The following is a 15,587-nucleotide window of genomic DNA, read 5'->3' as shown; positions in this document are numbered from 1 at the left end:
ATGAAACAAGTACAAACAAAAAGGGATTGGAAAAAACTTGCATACGACGTAGTGGAAGAAAAGATGATTACGAAAGAAGATGCAATAGCGATATTAGAAGCTGATGATACAGAAGTTTTAGAAATTATGAATGCAGCTTACATTATTCGCCATCATCACTTTGGTAAGAAAGTAAAATTGAATATGATTATTAATACGAAATCTGGATTATGTCCTGAAGATTGTGGATATTGCTCACAGTCTATTATTTCAGAAGCACCGATTGATAAATATGCATGGTTAACGCAGGAGAAGATTGTAGAAGGGGCACATGAAGCAATACGCCGTAAAGCAGGTACATATTGTATTGTAGCGTCTGGTCGTCGTCCGACGGATAAAGAGGTAAATCACGTAATTGGAGCAGTTAAGGAAATTCGTGAAACGACAGACTTGAAGATTTGTTGTTGTTTAGGTTTCTTAAATGAAGATCAAGCAGGACGTTTAGCGGAAGCAGGCGTGCACCGTTATAATCACAACTTAAATACACATGCAAATAATTACGATAGTATTTGTTCAACTCATACGTATGATGATCGTGTTGATACAGTTCAAAAAGCAAAACAAGCTGGTATTTCACCATGCTCTGGAGCAATTTTTGGCATGGGAGAAACAATTGAAGAGCGTGCTGAAATTGCATTTGAATTACAACGTATAGATGCAGATTCTATCCCTTGTAATTTCCTTGTTGCTGTAAAGGGGACACCTCTTGAAGGGCAAAAAGAGTTAACGCCAGTAGAATGTTTAAAAGTACTTGCAATGATGCGTTTTGTAAACCCAACAAAAGAAATTCGTATTTCAGGAGGACGTGAAATCAATTTACGTTCTGTACAGCCAATCGGTTTATTTGCAGCAAATTCTATTTTTGTCGGGGACTACTTAACGACAGCTGGACAAGAGCCGACTGCGGACTGGGGTATGATTGCAGATTTAGGATTTGAGATTGAAGAATGTGCATTATAAGATAGATGAAAAAGCAAACTTGTAAAAGGGTTTGCTTTTTTTGTAAATAAAATGTAATAAATAGTTGTGAACGCTTGATATTATTGGTTTTTGAGCGAAAAAAAGAATTTTTGTGGACGAATTTTCCAAGCCCTAGTTGTACATAGTAAATATGTAATTTATATTGGGTTGGAGGATTTTACATGTACAAATACATATTAGCGATTATGACTTGTTTAATTTTAATAAAAGCAATAAGTTCTGATCCAGTTAAGGCTGCTGAAAATCCTGAACAAAAAGAGATGCAACAAAGAATCGAACAACACTTTCGAACGAAAGCTGAACATTTTGGATTGAAAACGGAAGGAAAAGATTTAAAGGAAGTTAGAAAAGAAATTACTATTATAGAAGAAGCGAAAAAAAGAGAGAATGTATGGAGAACAGCACAAGCTCTTCATATAAAAACAGAAGGAAAAACGATGAATGAATTAATAAAAGATGTACAAAAAAAGGTGAAAAAATAAAAAGAGGCCGCAGCCTCTTTTTTTTATGCCCATTGTTTTGATAAGTGAGCCATTTCAATTGCAGCAACAGCTGATTCATATCCTTTATTACCAGCTTTCGTACCTGCGCGTTCAATCGCTTGTTCAATTGTTTCTGTCGTTAATACGCCGAAAATAACTGGGATGTCCATTTGTAGTGATAAAGACGCAACACCTTTTGCTACCTCATTACAAACGTAATCGTAGTGTGTTGTAGCACCTCGGATTACAGTACCTAATGTAATAACAGCATCATACTTTCCGCTACTAGCCATCTTTTTAGCGATTAAAGGAATTTCAAATGCACCAGGAACCCAAGCAACATCAATATCACTTTCTTCTACACCGTGACGCTTTAATCCGTCTAAAGCTCCGCCAAGTAACTTACTTGTAATAAATTCGTTAAAACGTCCAACAACAACTCCAACTTTTAATCCTGTACCAACTAAATGACCTTCGAATACCATAATAAATCTCTCCTTTAATTATAAGTTTAGTAAGTGTCCTAATTTATTTACTTTCGTTTGTAAATACGATTTATTTTCTTCTTTTGCCGGCATTTGCAACGGTACACGCTCGACTACTTCTAAATCGTAACCTTGTAAGCCAGCAATTTTTCTTGGGTTATTCGTTAATAATCGTAAGCTTTGTAAACCTAAATCTTTTAATATTTGAGCACCGATACCGTAATCACGAAGATCAGCAGGGAAGCCGAGTTTTTCATTTGCTTCTACAGTATCGAATCCTTCTTCTTGTAATTTATAAGCGCGAAGCTTATTAAGAAGCCCAATGCCTCTTCCTTCTTGTCTCATATAAAGAAGAACACCTTTTCCTTCACGCTCAATTTGAGCAAGTGCTGCATGGAGTTGTGGTCCGCAATCGCAGCGATGTGAACCGAATACATCTCCTGTTAAGCATTCAGAATGAACACGTACAAGTACCGGTTCACCTGTTGAAATATCACCTTTTACAAGTGCGATATGTTCTTTCGTATCTAATGAGTTAGAATAGCCAATTGCGTGGAAAGTACCGAAATCTGTAGGTAATGTAATTTCCACTTCTCTCGTCACAAGTGTTTCATGATGGCGGCGATAAGCAATTAAATCTTCTATTGTAATCATTTTTATATCAAATTGTTTTGCACATTCTATTAAATCAGGTACACGTGCCATCGTGCCGTCCTCATTTATAATTTCGCAAATAACTCCAGCTGGTTCGGCACCGCATAGCTTTGCTAAATCAACAGCAGCTTCTGTATGACCTGCACGACGCAGGACACCGCCTTCTTTCGCAATTAATGGAAAGATATGTCCAGGTCGATTGAAATCAGCGCCTTTTGATGCGGGGTTTAACAATTCTTGTATCGTAGTTGCACGTTCGTGAGCGCTAATCCCTGTTGTTGTAGAAACATGGTCAATGCTCACTGTAAACGCAGTATGATGTGAATCTGTATTATGAGATACCATTGGTTCTAATTGTAGACGTTCTGCGTACCCTGCTGTAATCGGTACACAAACGAGACCACGGCCATGTGTAATCATAAAATTAATTGTTTCTGGTGTAATGTACTCTGCTAAAGCAATAAAATCGCCTTCATTTTCTCGGTTTTCATCATCACATACGATAACGACTTTACCTTGTTTTAAATCTTCTAGAGCTTCTTCAATACGATGAAACATTGTGCTTCCCCCTTATAGAAATCCGTTTTCTTGTAAAAAGCTTTCAGTCATTGAACCTACTCGTTTTGTAGGTTTAGTAATAAAGCGTTCGATATATTTACCAATCATGTCACACTCAATGTTTACGATATCTCCGGCATTTTTTTCTCCAATGACAGACTCGCTTACTGTGTGCGGGATGAGTGAAATCGTTATGGAAGATTCGTCTATATCAAATATCGTTAAACTCGTTCCATCAACAGCAATGGACCCTTTCTGCAAACAATAGCGCAGCAGTTCATCAGAAATTGCTATTTTGTAATAGACGGCATTGTAATGTTGTTTTTTATTTAAAATCGTTCCGATGCCATCAATATGTCCTGAAACGAAATGTCCACCGAATCGTCCATTTGCAGCCATTGCTCGCTCTAAATTTACTTTAGAGTGCGGTTTAAGCATGCGAAGTGATGTCGACTGCATCGTTTCAGGCATTGCATCAACTGTAAATGAAGTAGTTGTAAAGCTTGTTACAGTTAAGCAAATGCCGTTAACAGCGATACTATCACCTAAGTGAACATCTGATAAAATTTTGTTTGCATGAATCGTTAATTTCATCGCTTCTCCGCTTTGTTGCATGTTTGCTATCGTTCCTAATTCTTCTACAATTCCTGTAAACATTTCGTCACCTCGTTTCGGGCATTCGCAACGATTTTTATATCATCACCAATTTGTTTCATCTCTTGAATTTTCAAGGAAAGCGCATCTTGTAATTTTGAAAAACCATTTCCTCCAAATAAAGTAGGAGCATCTTTCCCACCAATTAATTTCGGACTTATATAGGTTACAATTTCATTAAAATTGTTTGTTTTTAAGAAACTTGCATGAATCGATTGGCCACCTTCAACGAATAGAGAAAGAATTTGTTTCTCTCCAAGAAAGGAAAGAAGGTCCTCGATTTCTATATACTTCGTTTCCATTTGGAATATAGCTATATTTTTAGATTCATAAGAAGATATCTTCTCTTTCTTTACATCCTTACCGACAATAATCCACGTCGGTGCTAAACCATCTGTTATGACATGAGAAGATGGTGGCGTTCGTAAATGGGTATCTAAAATAACGCGAATAGGATGTTTCCCACCATTTGGAATTCTTGTTGTTAAATGAGGATTATCAGCTATAACTGTATTCACTCCAATAAGAATTGCATCATGTGTATGGCGATATTGGTGAACATCAGCACGTGCTTGTTCACCTGTAATCCACTTACTTTCACCAGTTACAGTTGCTGTTTTTCCATCTAAGCTCATCGCTGTTTTGATTGTTACAAAAGGGCGTTTCGTTTTCATGTAGTGAAAAAAGTAGCGATTTAATAAAACTGCTTCTGCTTCAAGAACACCGGTAGTTACTTCAATTCTAGCTTCCTCTAATCTTCTTTTTCCGTTACCAGAAACGAGCGGATTACAATCGAGAGTAGCAATTACAACACGCTTAACTCCTCTTTCGATGAGCAATTCACAGCAAGGTGGTGTTTTTCCAAAGTGGCTACACGGTTCCAGTGTTACATAAACGGTAGCGTCTTTGGCGTTCTGACCAGCCATTTGAAGGGCATGAACTTCTGCGTGTTCTTCACCAGCTCGTAAATGAGCCCCTATACCAACGATGTTTCCATCTTTTACAACAACAGCACCAACCATAGGATTTGGACTTGTTTGTCCTGATGTTCCTTCTGCTAACTGCAGGGCAATCCTCATATATTCTTGATCTGTCATTTTCTTCACCTCTCCAAAAAAAATCAAAAAACCCCAAGGATTTAATATCCTTGGGGTTTGGGAGACGTGATTTCTAGAAATATAGTTTGAATACGAAAGCATAGGAAAGAAACCTAACGATAATTGATATTTCTGCATAAGGAAAAAACCTAGCAAAATATCGAATTTTTAAACGCTAGTTGTCTCTTTTTATTTCAGTATAAAAAATAAGTATAGAAAATTAAACATATATAAAGAATCAAAATGAATCTTTAAAAATATGCATACTGAAATAAAAGTGTATTCACTATATAAAAAACTAGAAACATATCCTTCTCCCATCCAGACTATACTGTCGGCCCTAGAGTTTCACTAGATCCACCGTTTTCGAGTTGAAAACGGGTCACGGACTTAGAAGTTTTCACTTCATCACCGCCGGTTGGGAATTTCACCCGACCCCGAAGGATGCTGTTTGCTCAAATTATAGCACAAAAAAAATAAAAGGCTAGTAAAAAATATTCGAATGTGAAGAATTGTGTGAAAATATATGCAGGCTGGAATGGAAATAAAAGTATTAGAAATGTTGTAAAGACAAGGGATATAACGGAGTTCCTAAAAAGAAAAAACATGCACAAAAAAATGTGCATGTCACATGTAAAATTATTCTGCCTCTGGTGCTCTAACAACAGACTCGAATTTACCTTTATGCGAAGCGTCGCAATAAGGCATATTTTTTGATAAACCACAACGGCATAAAGAAAATGCCGGTTTTGCTGGGAATGCATTCCCTTGTGAGTCGACTAATTCCACGTCCCCTGTAACGCGAAAAGAGCCATTATCATTTACTTTAATTTGTACTTTTGCCAACGTTATCCCTCCTTCCCAAACGCTTAATTTCATCATATAATCAAGGGAAGTGCTTGGCAATATAAAGTGAAACTTTAATTAGTGGGGGAGGCATCCCCCACTAATTATTAGTTGACCAATCGGGCTTTTAGGGGCAGTTAATCTCCCACCTAACTTCTTTGTTTCAGCCGAATTTTGAGGTGGGAGTTTTACTACCCGCAAATAGCGGGGAAAAAAGAGCACTTTGTTTGAGAAAGAAGAGAGTGTTATAATAGTTTTCATAACTGACTAGAGTAAGGTGACGAGAGATGGATAAACAATTACATACATTACGAAACATTGCAAATGAGCGCACGTGGGCATCATTTTTGAATGATAATCATCCATATAGTTTGTTACATTGGTCCATTGCAGGTGTAGGGCAAGAGGCAAAGGATGTTTGGTTACTGCAAGATGAAGTAACATTTCAAACGACAGAATTCCCAACGTTAGATGATGCAATGCAATGGATTTCTGAAAATATGGAACAAGTTACAGACGTTTTAGCGCAATAAAAAACAGGCTTATGCAAGCCTGTTTTTTGTTTCTTTCACATATGTGTTTAAAAATTGATCGACGGCTGCTTCGTACTCTTCTTTATTTTCGTTATAAGAGCAAGCGTGTGCACCGTGTTCTGCAATATAAAGTTGCTTATTATTTTCTTTCGCTTCATATAGTGCTTTTGTCATATCAGCTAAAATATAGTCGTCATCTTTACTATGAATAAAGAGAACGGGATTGTTAATGTTTTTTATACAATCGATTGGTGAAACTTCATGAATTGTATAACCGTCACGAACTTTCAAAAATGCGTTTGCTAAAGGTAATAAAGGCCATTTTGGTAAATGGAATTCAACCTTTAAACGGTGCTGTAATTGTCCGTGAAAATCAGAGAAAGGACAATCTGCAATATAGAAATCAGCACCATCTTCTACAAATCCTGCGTATTGAAGAAGTGTTGCAGCTCCCATAGATTCACCATGAATACCAAGTGTAATATTGGTGCCAAAACGGTTTTTTAGCCAGTCAACTACGGATTTTAAATCATGTTTTTCATAGTATCCATAGCTTGTTGTTTTTCCGCCAGTTTTACCATGACGACGATGATCGTAAATGAGGACGTTATATCCCCTTTTTAAGAATAAGTTTGCATATTTTACAGAGTTTATTTTATTTACAGTTACACCGTGGCAAAAAACCATAAACTTATTGGTGGAATGACCAGCAGGAATGTAATATCCGTGAAGGTCGTATCCAAATTGTGAAGGGATATGAATTTCTTCTTTATGAAGAGCATCAAAATCCTCTATACGAAAATGTTTTTTCGTTTCTCTTTCGAGTACTTCTTCCTCTGTTTTTTTCTTTAAGTACATCACTTTATTTGTAAAGAAAATCCCAAGCGCAGTTATTGCACCTAGTATAGTAAACAATGCTGCAAAAAAACGTTTCATACTTTACCTCATCCTCCAAATACCGTTACATGTGATACACTTATATTGTATCACAATGATATAAAAGGGGAGAAATAGGAAATGCTGCATATACAAAAAATTACGCCAGCGATGAAAGAAACAATCCGAATGTTCATGTGTGAGAATTGGGGAAGTTCATTGATGGTTTCACGTGGTAAGGGACATCAGTTAGAAGAGTTGCCAGGATTTGTTGCGCTCTCAGATGACAGAATAATCGGAATTATAACGTATGAAGTGACCGGAAATATGTGCGAAATTGTATCGCTAGATAGCTTTGAAGAAAGAAAAGGAATAGGGACGAAACTTGTGGATTGTGTATTACAAGTTGCAGAAGAAGAACGGTGCAGACAGGTTTGGCTTATTACAACTAATGATAATATGAATGCGTTACGATTTTACCAAAAACGTAATTTTGTAATGACTAATTTATATTTGAATGCGGTAGAGGAGGCACGAAAAATAAAGAAAGAAATTCCACGTATTGGATATGATAATATCCCAATTTTACATGAAATTCAGTTGGAGTATCGTTTAGTGAAGTGATGTAACAATTTTCAGAAATGTGAGTTATTAATCTTGACGGATAGTGTAATTTAGGTTACCGTAAAATTGTAATCTATTACCATATTAAGGGGTGACGATGTGGCAACTATACGTGATGTTGCAAAATTGGCAGGTGTTTCAGTCGCAACCGTTTCACGAGTTATTAATGAAAAAGGATACGTTCATGAGGACACAGTAAAACAAGTAAAGGAAGCAATTGAAGAATTACGTTATAGGCCAAACAGTGCAGCGAAGCCACTATTTAAAGAGAATTCAACGATAATTGCATTACTTGTAGATAATTTATGTAACCAATCAAACATCACTTTGCTACATTGTATTGAGGAAATAGCATATAAAGAAGGTTATCAAATCATTATTTGTAATATAGAGAATAAAGATAGATACATACATATGCTGAAGCAAAATAACATTGCAGGTGTTATTTTGACAAGAGCAGTTTTTAAAAGTGTAGGAGAAATTCCATTTCCGTTTGTTGTGATTGATGAGCAACAATTACATGGAAATTATTATGAAAGTGGACAGAGAGCTGTTTCTTTATTAAAAGAGAAAGGGTGTCACTTTCTTGCATATTTCGGTGAGGGAGAAGAAAGTGAAGAAATGGAAGATCATATAGCAGGGTTTTTAGACGCTGTTTGGGATGAAGGAATCTCTTATCGAGAAGAATGTGTACAAGGGTATACAAATAAACAATTTATTACATTATTGCAAAACAATCCATATATAGATGGAATTGTAGCCTCAAGTGATCAGATTGCTATTGAGTTAATTCGGTCAGCGAGATTTCTAAATATACATATACCAGATAAATTAAAAATTGTTGGACCGAATGGGAGCATAGAGTGTGAATGGATAGGTTCATCACTACCGACAATTGAAAGCTGTGTCAAAGATAACGGAAAAGTAGCTTTTCAACAATTAAAAGGAAAAATGAAAAAGTAAAAGGTGCGTTTTATACGCACCTTTTTATAATGTAATTGCGGCAATAAAGCCAAATATAAGTAACGGTATATTGTAATGTAGAAAAGTGGGTACACATGTATCCCATATATGATGGTGCTGACCATCAGCATTTAAACCGGATGTTGGTCCAAGGGTACTATCCGATGCTGGAGATCCTGCGTCACCTAGCGCTCCGGCTGTACCGATAATAGCAATTGTGGCCATTGGACTAAATCCAAGCTGAATGCAAAGAGGTACAAAAATGGTTGTTAAGATAGGGATGGTTGAAAAGGATGAACCAATTCCCATCGTAACGAGAAGTCCAATAACGAGCATAAGAAATGCAGCGAGTGGTTTGTTATTTCCAATTATATGTGCACTCGTTTGCACTAGAGATTCAACATGTCCTGTTTTTCGAAGAACAGCGCCGAATCCGGCGGCAGCAATCATAACAAAGCCAATAAAGGACATCATACGCATTCCGCTTGTTAATATCGCATCTGCTTCTTTAAGTGGTAGACTGCCACTAACTGATAAGACGATAATACCTGCTAAAGCACCGAAAATCATTGATTCTGTTGTTAATTGAACAGTTAATGTAGCAATAATAGATAATAACCCGAAAGTAATACTACGTTTTGTATAGGGAACGATTTCATTTTCGGTAGTATGAATTTGTTCTGTTTCATACGTACGAGGTTTTCGGTACGTAATGAATACTGCTACACATAATCCAATAATCATACCGATTGCTGGAATAGTCATTGCTTTTGGAATAAGTGTGACATCAAATGTAAGGCCGCTTTGCGCAGCGTTGGTTTGCAATACGTCATGATAAATTTTTCCGAACCCTGCAGGGATCCACATATAAGGAGTAATCAATCCAAATGTAATAATACATGTGACAAGTCTGCGATCCACTTTCAGCTCATTTAATACTTTTAAAAGTGCTGGAATTAAGATGGGGATGAAAGCAATGTGAACAGGAATCACATTTTGCGAGAAACAAGCCATCGTTAAGATAATGAATAAAATAAGTATTTTAGAATAAACTTGTTTTTTCGTGTCTTGTTCATTGCCAATCCATTTTAATGCAGTTTGAATCATAGCATCTGGAAGTCCTGTTTTGGAAAGGGAAATAGCGAAACCACCAAGCATTGCATAACTTAAAGCGATTGGAGCACTGTTTCCAAGACCAGTTGTAAAAGTGTTAATCGTTTCTGAAATACCGAGTCCGCCGATAATTCCGCCTGTTAAAGCTCCAACAATGATGGCGACAATGACCTGGACACGTAACAAACTAAGCAATAGCATAATTGCTACTGCGACGAGTACAGCGTTCATAATAAATGTAATCTCCCTAAATTTTTATTCTGTTAAGACAAGTAAATATGAAACATTTTGCTATGTTTATACATACTTGCGACATATTATTATAAAATGTTTTCTATGAAATGTAAAAGAGCCTTTTGTTACTAATGCTGAAAAGCTAGCTCTTGTTTAATTGATTGCAAAGAATTAGCGAATAATTCTGGTTCTTCTAAATCAGGAGAATGTGCTGAATTTGGGAACCAAATCATCTTTTTTATAGGCGCTTCAATAATATCGCAATATTCCTGAACGAGTGCATAAGGAGTTTGATAATCATAGCGACCAGAACAAAAATAAACTGGAATAGATAAACTTGAGATAGAAGAAAAGAAATCGATTGTCAGCATTTCTTCCCATAAAACGCCAGATTTTAAATTTCCTGCGAGAAACTTGAACCAATCTAATAGCGTATACTCAGGAGAAAAGAAACCTTTTCGTATGAAAGAAAAGGAAGATCCGTTTTGGATTGCGCCTCCAAATGTGCCAAGCCACTTTCTTTGAATAATGAGACGTCTCGTATCTAAAAATGGTGGTTTGCCTAATTTTAAAAGGGAAGCTAATGCCTTTTTATGATCATGTTTTTTTGCAGAATGAATTAAATGTTGATATAGCAATTCTTCATTTTGTTTCATATGTACAATTTGCCCAATACCGATGTAAGCCTCGATATACTTTGGATATTGATGTGCTATGTTAAGCCCAATAATACTTCCCCAAGAATGACCAGCGAGAAATAGTTTTTGTTTGTTGAACCTTTTAAGTACATATTGAATCACTTCTTTTGCATCGGAAACGAATTGTTCGATTGTGAAATTTGCTCCGAAATCTTTCAGTGAAAAGGATTTACCAGCCCCGCGCTGATCCCAATTAATAACAATAAATTGCTTCTCTAATTCTTTTTGAAAATGGCGAATAAATCCGATTTGTGCCATCCCAGGTCCGCCGTGACAGCATAATAAAATAGGTTGCTCTACGTTTTGTCCACGCATAAGGAGAGTTTGTTTTCGATTATTAATCATAACGCTTTCTATCGTAGCGATACTATTAGGAATGAGTTGTTTGTTTTCATTATAGAACTGAGGGGTGTAGCTACGAAAAAGCATATTGAAAACCTCCTTTTGTGAAATCGTATGAATCGCACAGGCTATTCATTTTGCATATACTGTTAGAAAATCATTGTAACATACCATACTAGTGTCATTTCAACACGGGAGGAGGGAAATTGTGACGATTGGAGAAATTATAGATGGTTTAAATAGACGTGAATCCATCGCTATTATAGCAAAACGTCTTGAAATAAGCCCGTATACATTATCGAAGAAATTAAGATTGATTGGATACGAATATGATGGAGAGCAGAAGAAACGTATTTTTGTAGGAGATGGAGAAGAACCACGTCACTTACAACTCCAAGAAGCGACCGCCCTTCAATATGAGAAAACAGATTATCAATTATTAATTTATGAGCAATTACAAAGTATTTATGAGTTATTAAGAAAAAGAGAAGAAGTAATTGCACCAATTGTGAGTAAAAGTACAGAGAAAAAGAGACGAACTTTTTCTATTAATACAGAAATATTAGCAAGATTGGACCTTATATCAGAATCGAAAGGAATTCAAAAATCTAAACTTGTAGAAGAAGCGTTGCAACAATTTTTACAGCAATATGAAGTTGACAAAACATCACATTTTGATAACTAAAGAAAAGGATACTATGTTCATTGGAAGAACGAGTATCCTTTTTATGATGTATATTACGTATAAAATAGAGGATCAGTACAAATCCTTTATGGTGTGAAAAATGAAATTTATTATTAGAGAAACACTTAATTTACTTTTTGAATTCTTCCATCAATAACTGGCTGAATTGGTTCTTTTAATTGTTTTACGTAATCGACTAACGCTTCAAAGTCGTTTGGACCAGTTTCTGCATTTGTACCATTTTTAAATGATACAAATCCGTCACCGCCAGAAGCTAAGAAGGCATTTGCAACTACGCTATACGTTGTAGATGGAGATAATTCTTCTCCGTTTGTTAAACGTATATTTGTAATTTTTTCACCGTTTGGTTTATTTGCATCCCACGTATATTGAATACCTGAAATTTGAAGCATTCTTGTTGTTCCTTTTTGCCATTGCTGATTTAAAATATCGCGAATGTCTTGACCTGTTAAATCTACTTTAATCAATTGATTTCCAAAAGGTTGAATGCCGTATAACTCACCCCACGTAATATCACCAGCATCTAAGTCATTACGAATGCCACCAGGATTCATGAGGGCAATTTGAGTTTGCATCGTTTGACGCTGAGCATCGGCAACTAAATTTCCAAGAGTGGACTCACCAGCATCATTTTGTTTACGGTCGATAGGTGCTGTAGATTTTCCGACCACTTCATTTACAAGTGGTGCGATTTTTTCTTTATATTGATCTAGTTTTTTCTTTACTTGTTTATCAGGTTCTACACCTTCATGATACGTTGTAACAACTTCAGCTTTTTTCTTTACAATATCCTTTGTTTTACGATCAATTGTTACATCCACGTCTGAGAAAGCCGTTCCGTATGAATTTGCTTGGACAATTAGTTTATTATTTACTGTACCATTTACATACGTATGACTATGTCCACCGAAAATAACATCAACTTCTGGGTCTGTTTCATTTGCAATTCGAGTAAGATCGCCATTTGTTACTCCAGACTCATCGGTTGTTCCACCGACATGAGCAAGAACGACGATAGATTTAACGCCGAGACGTTTTAATTGTTGTGTTGATTTATTAATTGCTTCTACTTCATCAGTAATTTGTACATTTTTAAGCATCGTAGGCATAACGACATTTGGTGTATCAGTTGTAACAACCCCAATGAATCCTACAGGAACACCATCTACCATTTTTACAGTAAACGGTGGTAAAAATAAGCGGCCAGTTGATTTGTTGTAGAAGTTAGCAGCTACATAGGGGAAGTTAGCTCCTTTGAAATTTCCTGTTTTTTCATGATATCCACCGTAAATGAGGCGTTGCATTTCATCAATACCTTCATCAAATTCATGGTTTCCGATTGTACCAACATCAAATTTTAAGTCATTTAAAAATTCAATTGTCGGTTCATCTTGTAATAATGCTGAAACTGGTGGACTAGCTCCGACGATATCACCAGCATGTACGAGAAGTGTATTAGGGTTTTGTTTTTTATGTTCTTTTAAATAAGTAGCTAAGTAATCAGCGCCACCAGCTTCTTTATTATTGATTTTTTTAACAGTATCTAGTTGTCCATGGAAATCATTAATACCAAGCATTTGTACGTCTATGTAGCGGTTTTGTTCAGCTGGATTCTGAGATGGGGGAGCGGCAAATACGCTTGAAAAAGTAATGGTGCTTAAAACAGCAACGGCAGGAATAATTTTTTTCCACATAATATAATTCTCCTTTTTTTATAATCTGACATCATACGACATAATTTTAATAGATTCATAGGATTATAGCTACATAAAAATTTAGTCTTTTCGAAAAATTAACATATTTACAAAAAGTGAATAATAGAGTAAAGACCCTTTTTTATTGTCGATTTCATCGTGTATCTACTATAATGGAGAAAAAAGTAAAAGGTGAGTAGCATGAAGAAAAAGAAACAAAGACAAATACAAAGACAATCACAAGTGAATCAACCAAAGAAAGAAACACTTACATTAGGCGATCAATTAAATGATTCACTCATGCAACAATTAAAGAGTAAGAAGATAGAGTTGCAAGTGAGGGAAGAGGAAAAAGAGGCAGCTGAACTGGAAAGAAAGCGCCAAGAACAAAAAGAACGTGAAAAGAATAAATCATTTGAAGAACTGCTAAGTGAAAGTAACCTTACTTGGAAAGACTTTAAATAATAAAAAATGATCAGTGAAATACCACTGATCATTTTTTGACGAGCTTGTAAGAAAAGGGGAGTTAGAATGAGAAAAATTGTCGTTGTTCCACATGAAAACCATTGGAGTGAAAAATTTCAAATGGAGGCTAAAAGATTAAAATCAGCGATGCCAGAAACGGTAAAAATTCATCATATTGGAAGTACGTCAGTTCCTGGACTGGCAGCTAAACCTATTATTGATATGATCATGGAAGTAGAAAATATCGAAAGAGTAGATGGGTGGAATGAACGATTTATAGAGCTTGGTTACATCGTAAAAGGGGAAAATGGTATTTCAAGACGCCGATATTTTATTCATGGAACTGAAGAAAAACGTTCGTATCATTTACACGTGTTTGAAAAAGGAAATCCAGAGATAGTAAGGCATTTAGCATTTCGTGATTATATGATGGCTCATTGTGAAGAAGCAGAGGCATATGCAACCTTAAAGAAAGAATTAGCCGAAAAGTATACATATGATGGCGCGTTATATACGGAAGGAAAAAATGAGTTTGTGCGCAATGTGGATGAAAAAGCGAAAGAATGGAGAAAAAATAACGTGAATGAATTCACGTTATTTTTTAACTATATAAAAGTGTTATGTAAACTGTACGTATGTTTTGACTTTTGGGATGAATCTTGTTGAAATAAAGTTGTGGCTTATAAAAAATGTAACAATGAAAGGGAGACGACTGTGCATATTCCAACAACTACACTTCATAATGGCGTGAAAATGCCGATGATTGGTCTAGGCGTATATAAAGCGAAAGAAGGAGACGAAGTAAAGCAAGCAGTAAAAACAGCGTTAGAAGTTGGATACCGTTCGATTGATACAGCAACTGTATATGAAAATGAAAGCGGTGTCGGAGAGGCGATACGTGAATCAGGAATTCCAAGAGAAGATCTATTTATTACAACAAAAGTATGGAACGACGATCAAGGATATGAGGAGACACTCGAGGCATTTGAAAAGAGTTTGAAAAAATTACAAATGGACTATGTAGATTTATATTTAATACATTGGCCGGTAAGAGGGAAGTATGTTGATACGTACCGAGCTTTGGAAAAATTGTATGAAGAAGGTAAAGTGCGCGCGATTGGTGTTTCTAATTTTCATAAACATCATTTAGAACTATTATTACCAAATTGCAAAGTGAAGCCGATGGTAAACCAAGTGGAACTTCATCCGATGTTGACGCAATTTGAGTTGCGCAATTATTGTCAAGATGAGCAAATTCAAATGGAAGCATGGAGTCCGTTAATGAGGGGCGGAGAAGTATTCCAGCATCCAATCATTCAGGCTATTGCTAACAAATATGAAAAAACACCTGCACAAGTTATATTAAGGTGGGATATTCAAAGCGGGATTGTTACAATTCCTAAATCTGTTACACCATCTCGTATTAAAGAAAACTTTACTATTTTTGATTTTGCACTAACTGAAGAAGAGATACGTCAAATTAACACGTTGAATCGTGATTTACATGTAGGAACGAATCCTGATAAATATGATACGTTATAAA

General features: G+C 36.0%; 18 protein-coding genes and 1 riboswitch. Of the genes, 9 read left to right on the top strand and 9 right to left on the bottom strand.

Going from position 1 to position 15,587, the window contains the following annotated elements; translation table 11 throughout:
• On the top strand, positions 1 to 999 hold the full coding sequence (gene bioB / locus EBQ15_RS01140) for a biotin synthase (protein WP_000815856.1): 999 nt from the start codon (positions 1 to 3) through the stop codon (positions 997 to 999).
• 182 nt (positions 1,000 to 1,181) lie between these two features.
• Entirely contained in the window at positions 1,182 to 1,502 is a 321-nt protein-coding gene (locus EBQ15_RS01135; RefSeq protein WP_000280032.1) for a hypothetical protein, read from the top strand.
• Positions 1,503 to 1,525: 23 nt separating this feature from the next.
• On the opposite strand, the gene ribH is transcribed toward EBQ15_RS01135, so the two are convergent.
• The 5 genes from ribH to EBQ15_RS01110 form a co-directional block, all read right to left on the bottom strand.
• The gene (gene ribH, locus EBQ15_RS01130; RefSeq protein WP_000230899.1) at positions 1,526 to 1,987 is read right to left on the bottom strand and encodes a 6,7-dimethyl-8-ribityllumazine synthase; all 462 of its coding nucleotides are present in this window, start codon (positions 1,985 to 1,987) and stop codon (positions 1,526 to 1,528) included.
• A gap of 18 nt (positions 1,988 to 2,005) precedes the next feature.
• On the bottom strand, positions 2,006 to 3,199 hold the full coding sequence (gene ribBA, locus EBQ15_RS01125) for a bifunctional 3,4-dihydroxy-2-butanone 4-phosphate synthase/GTP cyclohydrolase II (protein ID WP_000468983.1): 1,194 nt from the start codon (positions 3,197 to 3,199) through the stop codon (positions 2,006 to 2,008).
• Between the two features lie 12 nt (positions 3,200 to 3,211).
• Entirely contained in the window at positions 3,212 to 3,856 is a 645-nt protein-coding gene (gene ribE, locus EBQ15_RS01120) for a riboflavin synthase subunit alpha (RefSeq protein ID WP_000493915.1), read from the bottom strand.
• Positions 3,838 to 4,950 (bottom strand): bifunctional diaminohydroxyphosphoribosylaminopyrimidine deaminase/5-amino-6-(5-phosphoribosylamino)uracil reductase RibD, encoded by a 1,113-nt coding sequence (ribD, locus tag EBQ15_RS01115; RefSeq protein WP_000131968.1) that lies wholly within the window; start codon positions 4,948 to 4,950, stop codon positions 3,838 to 3,840. The genes ribE and ribD overlap by 19 nt, the downstream gene beginning before the upstream one ends.
• Positions 4,951 to 5,255: 305 nt before the next feature.
• Positions 5,256 to 5,399, bottom strand: a riboswitch (FMN riboswitch).
• Positions 5,400 to 5,589: 190 nt separating this feature from the next.
• Positions 5,590 to 5,796 carry a CDGSH iron-sulfur domain-containing protein gene (locus EBQ15_RS01110; protein WP_001151579.1) on the bottom strand — a complete coding sequence of 69 codons (207 nt, stop codon included), beginning with the start codon at positions 5,794 to 5,796 and terminating at the stop codon, positions 5,590 to 5,592.
• A gap of 287 nt (positions 5,797 to 6,083) precedes the next feature.
• On the opposite strand from EBQ15_RS01110, the gene EBQ15_RS01095 reads away from it, so the two are divergent.
• Positions 6,084 to 6,329, top strand: a complete 246-nt coding sequence (locus EBQ15_RS01095) for a DUF2552 family protein (RefSeq protein WP_000360793.1) — start codon at positions 6,084 to 6,086, stop codon at positions 6,327 to 6,329.
• A 9-nt stretch (positions 6,330 to 6,338) separates the two neighbouring features.
• On the opposite strand, the gene EBQ15_RS01090 is transcribed toward EBQ15_RS01095, so the two are convergent.
• Complete coding sequence (locus EBQ15_RS01090) at positions 6,339 to 7,265, bottom strand: alpha/beta hydrolase (protein ID WP_000819233.1); 927 nt, start codon at positions 7,263 to 7,265, stop codon at positions 6,339 to 6,341.
• 81 nt (positions 7,266 to 7,346) lie between these two features.
• Here EBQ15_RS01090 and EBQ15_RS01085 point away from each other — a divergent pair, with 81 nt between their 5' ends.
• Together EBQ15_RS01085 and EBQ15_RS01080 are read left to right on the top strand one after the other, a co-directional pair.
• Positions 7,347 to 7,829 (top strand): GNAT family N-acetyltransferase, encoded by a 483-nt coding sequence (locus EBQ15_RS01085; RefSeq protein ID WP_000902436.1) that lies wholly within the window; start codon positions 7,347 to 7,349, stop codon positions 7,827 to 7,829.
• A 99-nt stretch (positions 7,830 to 7,928) separates the two neighbouring features.
• Positions 7,929 to 8,792 carry a LacI family DNA-binding transcriptional regulator gene (locus tag EBQ15_RS01080; protein ID WP_000201344.1) on the top strand — a complete coding sequence of 288 codons (864 nt, stop codon included), beginning with the start codon at positions 7,929 to 7,931 and terminating at the stop codon, positions 8,790 to 8,792.
• 24 nt (positions 8,793 to 8,816) lie between these two features.
• Here EBQ15_RS01080 and EBQ15_RS01075 read toward each other — a convergent pair whose 3' ends face one another.
• Positions 8,817 to 10,136 (bottom strand): Na+/H+ antiporter family protein, encoded by a 1,320-nt coding sequence (locus tag EBQ15_RS01075; protein WP_000994810.1) that lies wholly within the window; start codon positions 10,134 to 10,136, stop codon positions 8,817 to 8,819.
• A gap of 131 nt (positions 10,137 to 10,267) precedes the next feature.
• The gene (locus EBQ15_RS01070) at positions 10,268 to 11,266 is read right to left on the bottom strand and encodes an alpha/beta fold hydrolase (RefSeq protein WP_000898966.1); all 999 of its coding nucleotides are present in this window, start codon (positions 11,264 to 11,266) and stop codon (positions 10,268 to 10,270) included.
• A 121-nt stretch (positions 11,267 to 11,387) separates the two neighbouring features.
• Here EBQ15_RS01070 and EBQ15_RS01065 point away from each other — a divergent pair, with 121 nt between their 5' ends.
• Positions 11,388 to 11,864, top strand: a complete 477-nt coding sequence (locus EBQ15_RS01065; protein WP_000151931.1) for a ribbon-helix-helix domain-containing protein — start codon at positions 11,388 to 11,390, stop codon at positions 11,862 to 11,864.
• 125 nt (positions 11,865 to 11,989) lie between these two features.
• Here the strand turns inward: EBQ15_RS01065 and EBQ15_RS01060 are convergent, their stop codons facing one another.
• Positions 11,990 to 13,579 carry a bifunctional metallophosphatase/5'-nucleotidase gene (locus EBQ15_RS01060; RefSeq protein WP_033692998.1) on the bottom strand — a complete coding sequence of 530 codons (1,590 nt, stop codon included), beginning with the start codon at positions 13,577 to 13,579 and terminating at the stop codon, positions 11,990 to 11,992.
• 201 nt (positions 13,580 to 13,780) lie between these two features.
• Between EBQ15_RS01060 and EBQ15_RS01055 the strand changes: the two genes are divergently transcribed.
• The 3 genes from EBQ15_RS01055 to EBQ15_RS01045 all read left to right on the top strand — a co-directional run bounded on the left by EBQ15_RS01055 (position 13,781) and on the right by EBQ15_RS01045 (position 15,586).
• Positions 13,781 to 14,044 (top strand): YqkE family protein, encoded by a 264-nt coding sequence (locus EBQ15_RS01055; RefSeq protein WP_000727547.1) that lies wholly within the window; start codon positions 13,781 to 13,783, stop codon positions 14,042 to 14,044.
• 66 nt (positions 14,045 to 14,110) lie between these two features.
• Complete coding sequence (locus tag EBQ15_RS01050) at positions 14,111 to 14,710, top strand: GrpB family protein (protein ID WP_001227187.1); 600 nt, start codon at positions 14,111 to 14,113, stop codon at positions 14,708 to 14,710.
• Positions 14,711 to 14,758: 48 nt separating this feature from the next.
• Positions 14,759 to 15,586: an aldo/keto reductase gene (locus EBQ15_RS01045; protein ID WP_000547994.1), complete on the top strand. Its 828-nt coding sequence runs from the start codon at positions 14,759 to 14,761 to the stop codon at positions 15,584 to 15,586.
• Position 15,587 lies beyond the last annotated feature (1 nt).

Source organism: Bacillus sp. 2D03, assembly GCF_003946765.1.
Taxonomy (GTDB): Bacteria; Bacillota; Bacilli; order Bacillales; family Bacillaceae_G; genus Bacillus_A; species Bacillus_A cereus.
The sequence above is the reverse complement of the archived record's forward strand: the minus strand, read 5'-3'. Positions and strand labels throughout refer to the sequence as shown.

Bases quoted from the DNA above. Each gene is read 5' to 3' on its own strand.
- EBQ15_RS01070 (WP_000898966.1), bottom strand. From the start codon at position 11,266: ATGCTTTTTCGTAGCTACACCCCTCAGTTCTATAATGAAAACAAACAA.
- ribE (WP_000493915.1), bottom strand. From the start codon at position 3,856: ATGTTTACAGGAATTGTAGAAGAATTAGGAACGATAGCAAACATGCAA.
- EBQ15_RS01085 (WP_000902436.1), top strand. From the start codon at position 7,347: ATGCTGCATATACAAAAAATTACGCCAGCGATGAAAGAAACAATCCGA.
- ribH (WP_000230899.1), bottom strand. From the start codon at position 1,987: ATGGTATTCGAAGGTCATTTAGTTGGTACAGGATTAAAAGTTGGAGTT.
- EBQ15_RS01055 (WP_000727547.1), top strand. From the start codon at position 13,781: ATGAAGAAAAAGAAACAAAGACAAATACAAAGACAATCACAAGTGAAT.
- EBQ15_RS01135 (WP_000280032.1), top strand. From the start codon at position 1,182: ATGTACAAATACATATTAGCGATTATGACTTGTTTAATTTTAATAAAA.
- EBQ15_RS01060 (WP_033692998.1), bottom strand. From the start codon at position 13,579: ATGTGGAAAAAAATTATTCCTGCCGTTGCTGTTTTAAGCACCATTACT.
- bioB (WP_000815856.1), top strand. From the start codon at position 1: ATGAAACAAGTACAAACAAAAAGGGATTGGAAAAAACTTGCATACGAC.
- EBQ15_RS01050 (WP_001227187.1), top strand. From the start codon at position 14,111: ATGAGAAAAATTGTCGTTGTTCCACATGAAAACCATTGGAGTGAAAAA.
- ribBA (WP_000468983.1), bottom strand. From the start codon at position 3,199: ATGTTTCATCGTATTGAAGAAGCTCTAGAAGATTTAAAACAAGGTAAA.
- EBQ15_RS01075 (WP_000994810.1), bottom strand. From the start codon at position 10,136: ATGAACGCTGTACTCGTCGCAGTAGCAATTATGCTATTGCTTAGTTTG.
- ribD (WP_000131968.1), bottom strand. From the start codon at position 4,950: ATGACAGATCAAGAATATATGAGGATTGCCCTGCAGTTAGCAGAAGGA.
- EBQ15_RS01090 (WP_000819233.1), bottom strand. From the start codon at position 7,265: ATGAAACGTTTTTTTGCAGCATTGTTTACTATACTAGGTGCAATAACT.
- EBQ15_RS01095 (WP_000360793.1), top strand. From the start codon at position 6,084: ATGGATAAACAATTACATACATTACGAAACATTGCAAATGAGCGCACG.